1 protein-coding gene is annotated in these 649 nt (G+C 70.1%); it reads right to left on the bottom strand.

The annotated features are described in order from the left end of the window. The coding region (locus MYF83_RS42260; protein ID WP_248966453.1) for a phospholipid carrier-dependent glycosyltransferase at nt 1-607 on the bottom strand (607 nt) is incomplete at its 3' end. Between the last annotated feature and the right edge of the window lie 42 nt (nt 608-649).

Raw genomic sequence — 649 nt, 5'->3', positions numbered from 1 at the left:
CCCAGCCGCTGGAGGTGGCTTGTGCCCAGTTGCGGCCGTAGCCGTAGGCGGTGGCGAACCAGCCGGTCCAGGTCAGCATGTAGGTGACCGCGGGGGCCAGCGCCATGGCGACCAGGCTGGTGGGGGCGTCCTGGCGCAGCATCCCGCTGTAGGGGCGGCGCAACCCGATCGCCCGCCGCGCCCCGGCGTCCCACACCAGGCTCATCACCGCGAACGCCACCAGGAAGAAGATGCCGCTCCACTTGGTCGCGCACGCCGCCCCCAGGCACACCCCCGCGGCGATCCGCCACGGACGCATCCCCAGCCACGGACCCGTCCCGGTCAGCCGTGAACCCTCATACCAGGCCGCCAGCCGCTCCCGGGAACGATCACGATCCACCACCAGGCAGCCGAACCCGGCCAGCACCCAGAACATCAAGAAGATGTCCAGCAACGCCGTACGGCTGAGCACGAAATGCAACCCGTCCAACGCCAGCAGCAGACCCGCCATGCACCCCAGCAGCGTGGAACGGGTCATCCGCCGCGCCACCCGCGCCAGCACCAGGATCGAGATCACCCCGACCGCCGCCGCCGCGAACCGCCACCCGAACGGATTGGCACCGAACAACCACTCACCCGCACCGATCAACCACTTACCGAGCGGCGGATG

Source organism: Sphaerisporangium perillae (genome assembly GCF_023276435.1).
GTDB classification, from domain to species: Bacteria; Actinomycetota; Actinomycetes; order Streptosporangiales; family Streptosporangiaceae; genus Sphaerisporangium; species Sphaerisporangium perillae.
Note: the sequence above shows the minus strand (reverse complement) of the source record. Positions and strands in the feature narration are given on the sequence as shown.